The organism is Bacillus sp. JJ1521 (genome assembly GCF_036965165.1).
In the GTDB taxonomy this organism is placed as follows: Bacteria; Bacillota; Bacilli; order Bacillales; family Bacillaceae_L; genus Ferdinandcohnia.
Genome location: NZ_JBALOX010000198.1, coordinates 1 through 4,913, shown reverse-complemented (window position 1 = coordinate 4,913; position 4,913 = coordinate 1). Strand labels below are relative to the sequence as shown.

The window sequence follows — 4,913 nt, the reverse complement described above, 5'->3', positions numbered from 1 at the left end:
GTAATCTACAGAAAAAAATCCCCTAGTTTTTGAACTAGAGGATTACTGTTTATAATTTTTCATTTCATTTAAACTATTATTTATTTTCACTACCGCTTCATTAGCAGCAGCCTTGACATCCTTCCCGTTTTTCCCGACGTCTTCAAATAAATCTTTAACGGCCTCACTTATCACAGGATAGGCTGGAGTAACCGGTCTGTTCTTTGAGTGGTTTTGTCCTTGTTCAATAAAAATATTTTGAGGATACTCATTAAGCTTTGGAATTTCTTGGGCTACCGAAAATCTTGCAGGTAAATCTCCTGTCATTTCAACGAATATTTCAGAACCCTCTTTACCAGTTGCAAATTTAACAAATTCCCATGCTTCATTTGGGTGATTTGTTTTAGAAGAAATCCCGAGTGCCCAACCACCATTAGGTGCAACTTGGGATATAGCCTTCGGCAAAGGGGTCACGCCAAAATCTTCACCGAGAATAAAACCAGGATACTTTTGCAATTCTTCTATGTGCCAAGAGCCCAGTACAGTCATAGCGAGCTTATCCGTTTCAAAAGCATACGGAGGTAATTCAACTGCTGCTACATGATGTTTTTGGTATAAATCTTGATAAAATTGCAATGCTTTTAATGCTTCTTTTGAATTTAAAAAACCTTCAGCTGTAGTTGCATCAGGGCTTAACACTTCAGCCCCAAACTGCCAAAGGAGAGGCATTTTAAAATAAGCAGGGCCTTCCCCACCCCCAAATCCCTGACCTGGATCAATTCCTATTACTCCCTTTTCTGGGTTATTAATCTTTTTGGCAATTTCTAAAACCTCATCCCATGTCAGTGGATTGTTTGGATCATTTGGAGGGAAAGGGACTCCATTCTCTCTGAAGAGATTCATATTGTAAAACAGGGCGATACTAGGCTCTACAATAGGCGCAAGATAGATTTCATCATTATAGGTTAAACCATTTAATAACCCTTTGGGTATATCTTCTATATAACCCGCCTCTTTCATATACGAATCGATTGATAAGAGAAACCCTGCATTTGCATAAAGAGCTAAGTTAGGGCTATCAATTGCTATAATATCGGGATGGTTACCAGCTACCAATTCTGTACGCAATCTTAATTCATATTCATGTGCCCAATGCATGGATTGCATATTAATCTTGATATGGGGATGCTTCGCTTCAAAGGCAGCAATTATCTCTTCATAAGCTTGATTGAAAGCGTCATTTCCTAGATTCCGTATGAAAGTTAGTTCAATTTGCCCAGTTACCTCCCCTTTACCATCTTTGTCGCTTTGGTTTATTGAAGAAGGATAAATAATAGCACTTGCTATACCCAATAAAACAATGATCATAACTACTGGCCACCATTTTTTCAAACATATCCCTCCTTTTTAACCATTCCAGGATATGGCATTTCTAAATTCAATAGGAGTTTGTCCATAGTGTTTCTTAAATACTGTGCTAAAATATCCTGAGCTAGAAAAGCCTACTAAGTTTGCAACATCAATAATTTTAAGCTGATTATCTTTAAGTAATTCAGCTGCCTTTTCCATCCTCAAGTTAACTAGATAATCGCTAAAGTTCTTGCCAACATGATGTTTAAATGTTTCTGATAAATGAGCACTATTAATATGAAAAAGGTTAGACAGGGTGGTTAGCGATATTTCACTGGCATAATGAAGGTCTACATAGTTTCGAACACTGTCGATTATTGCCTTATTTGAAAAACGGGTCTGACGAACTCTTTCCATAATTAACTGCGCTAGCAGGATTAGATCCTCTTTCACTTTATATTGGGAGTTTAGTTTCCAGATATTTTGTTGACAATTCCAAACGGCATTATTTATGTCATTTGTCTCTACGTCATATTTTTTAGCCAAAGATCCTAACAGAAATAATACATGATTGGCTATAAATGAAAATGACAAAACTGACTGATTCTTTATTCCCCCAAGTATGGACTGTATGTTTTCCTTAAAAGCTAGCATATCAGCATTCTCAATCGCATTGGTTAACCTTTTCTCTATATTAGGTGAAAAGTCAAAAACCTCTTCTCTCGTAACTGTTTGATCTATAACCTGAGATTTTGCCCCAATTTGACTTTGACTCCAAGCAAGTAAACTTGAAATATAACCGGTTCTATATTCTGTCAGACCATTTACAACATTACCAATACCGATTACAGTATCCACTCTCAAATACTTGGTAATGGATTGTTGGATTCTCTTTACTAGTTGAAAAGTACTAGTAGATGTTTGTGTGTTTGAGTTTATGATCAGTAAAAATTGGACCATATTCGCATAGTTAGGGTCATTAAACAAGTATGTTCCTTCTTGTTCTTGAGCAATCTCTCTACACAACATTTGAAAAGGGAGCTTAAGTTCTTCTAACTTAATAGGATCACTGTATTCTCTCATTTCAACGGTAATAAATTGAACTTTTGCATTTTCATTTAAAAGTTCCTCTAATTGTAATTGCTTTAGTCTTTCTTTTACAATATCGGGTTGTAGCCTCTCCTCTTTCACTAAATAAAGTATGTATTGTTCTTGCATTTCTTGTAGGTGTAAATTAGCCAGTAGGTTCATCCTATCTAACTCTGCTTGTTTCTTATTTTCTTCCTTAATCTCTTCTCGAATTTTCCTTAAAGATTCTTCCAATTCATCAGGTGCAACTGGTTTCAATAAATAGTCTTTTACCCCTTGTTTCAGTGAGTTCCTTACATAATCAAAATCAGAATAACCTGATAGTACAACAATTTTCACGTGTGGATATTCGATATGACATCGTTTTGCCAATTCAACGCCATCCATAATTGGCATTCTCATATCTGTAATTACTAGATCGATGTCCGTCTTTTCGAGTATCCCAAGTGCCTCTTTTCCATTTGAAGCCTCTTCAACAATTTCAAACCCCTCTTTTTCCCAATTCACTTTCAACCGTAACCCTTTACGAATTTGTATCTCGTCATCAATGATTAGTACTTTAATCATGTATATCACCCCGCTCCAACTCTATACATAACGTAATTATTGTACCTTCATTCAATATTGAGTCGATTTCATAGGAAAAGGCTTCCCCATAATATAGAGTTAAACGTCCAAGGACGTTTCTTAGCCCAATACTATTCCCTTTACTATCTAATACATCTATTTCTTCATTTGATTCTAAAAGGCCTGAAATAACTTCATCGGACATACCTATCCCTTTATCCTCTATAATTATCTTAATATGGTCTTCGTTTTTTTTAGTTTTAATAGAAATTGTAGCTTCCATTTTTTCACTAAAGCTATATTTTACCGCATTTTCCACAAGTGGCTGCAAAATGAATTTAATAATAGGGAGAGTTTTAGTTTCTGGATCAATCTCCATATTGATATTGATCATATCTCCATACCTTAACTTAAGTATGTCTGTATAGTTTTTTATATAATTTAGTTCCTCACCTAGATCAACAACCTTATTTTTTGTATTTAAGGAATACCGTAACATTCTCCCTAAATAAATACTTACATTCATTACTTCTTTGTTTTTCCCTTGAACAGCTAGGCTCCCCATAATTTCAAGAGTATTATTTAGAAAATGAGGATTGATTTGTAGTAATAAAGCTTTATATTCTGCATCCTTTCTCCGCAAATTAGCTTTATATTCTGTTTCAATTAGTTTTTTTAATTGTTCTATTGTATGATTAGTAACTTTGATTAGATAACCAACTTCACTATTTTGAGATTTAATCTTAGGCATAAACCTTTTTGCCCCTACAAAATCTCCTCTTTCTATAAAACTCATTGCTTTCGCTAATTTTCCTAAAGGACCTGTTATTGTAGACGAAAGTACGAAAGATGCTACTATTGTTAATAAAAATAAAAATATACTTGTAATCAATAAATTCCGTTGCAAAAGATTCACTTTTGAGAATAAATCAGACTTAGTTACTTCACTTATTAAGATCCAGTCACCAACTGGTAATTTTTGATAAAAGACAAGATACTCTTCCTTATTATTTGGAACCTGAATTAAACCTTTTTGAGAGGTATTATTTGTAATTTGGTCCAAGCTTCGCTTTATGATCTCATTTGGTGTATCTAATTTCCCAGTTAAAACATTTTCTCCATTACTTTCTACTAAATACGCGTGACCATTTTTTCCGATACTGATTTGGTCTAAAGCTGTTTCAAGCAAAGTTGTTGGAAAATTCACCTTGATAACCCCACTTGGAATAAACGTATTTGTATCAATAAGAGGCAATAGATAGCTATTAACCGGTCTAATGCTCATCTCACGATTTGGTTGATAAGGGTCCAGATGTGACTTTACAAAACGTTGTTCATTTTCATGAAAGTCTTGGAACCATTCTGTTTCATCTAGGGATTCATTATAACCCCAAGTGCTAGTACCATCATTCAATTGCACTGAAATGGAAATTCCATTTGAATTGTTGATCATTACTGAGGCCAGAAGCTCTCTTAGCTGATTTTGTAGCATTTCACTTTCTTCACCCTGAGCACTATTTTTAGTTGCCCTTAGCCATTCTTGAGTTGTTTCGTTAACTAGTACTTGCTTGCTAATATCCTCTGCCTGCGTTGTAATAGATTCCACATAAAGCAAATATTGATCCATCATTTCGATAGTCAGCTCTTGAGTCTGTTCTCGTATTACGGACGCAAATAAGCTAGGAATCATAATAGATAAAATAATAAATGGAATTGTTAATAGACACGTAAAAATGAGTAATAAACGATTTCGTAATGAAAAAAACAACATGCCACCCACTCTCATGAGGGAAAACCCTTACATCTTTGTTATTATCAAAAATAAATTATATCACTAATAGAGGATTAACCTCTAGTTTGAGGGGATCAACCAATTTACAGTTGACGTCTAAGCAAGCGGCAATACTTCCTGAAGTAACGAAAATAGC

At 34.7% G+C, this 4,913-nt stretch carries 3 protein-coding genes; all 3 read right to left on the bottom strand.

Annotation, left to right across the window (positions count from 1 at the left end):
- Positions 1-42: 42 nt before the first annotated feature.
- From V7147_RS21675 to V7147_RS21665, 3 genes are read right to left on the bottom strand one after another with little or no spacing between them, the layout of a single operon-like run.
- Positions 43-1,371, bottom strand: a complete 1,329-nt coding sequence (locus V7147_RS21675) for an ABC transporter substrate-binding protein (RefSeq protein WP_335369884.1) — start codon at positions 1,369-1,371, stop codon at positions 43-45.
- 15 nt (positions 1,372-1,386) lie between these two features.
- Complete coding sequence (locus tag V7147_RS21670) at positions 1,387-2,985, bottom strand: response regulator transcription factor (protein ID WP_335369883.1); 1,599 nt, start codon at positions 2,983-2,985, stop codon at positions 1,387-1,389.
- Positions 2,978-4,615 carry a cache domain-containing sensor histidine kinase gene (locus tag V7147_RS21665; protein WP_335369882.1) on the bottom strand — a complete coding sequence of 546 codons (1,638 nt, stop codon included), beginning with the start codon at positions 4,613-4,615 and terminating at the stop codon, positions 2,978-2,980. Before V7147_RS21665 ends, V7147_RS21670 begins: the two co-directional genes overlap by 8 nt.
- Between the last annotated feature and the right edge of the window lie 298 nt (positions 4,616-4,913).

Excerpts from the sequence above, each read along its gene's own strand:
- V7147_RS21670 (WP_335369883.1), bottom strand. The coding sequence starts at position 2,985 with ATGATTAAAGTACTAATCATTGATGACGAGATACAAATTCGTAAAGGG.
- V7147_RS21665 (WP_335369882.1), bottom strand. The coding sequence starts at position 4,615 with ATGATGGATCAATATTTGCTTTATGTGGAATCTATTACAACGCAGGCA.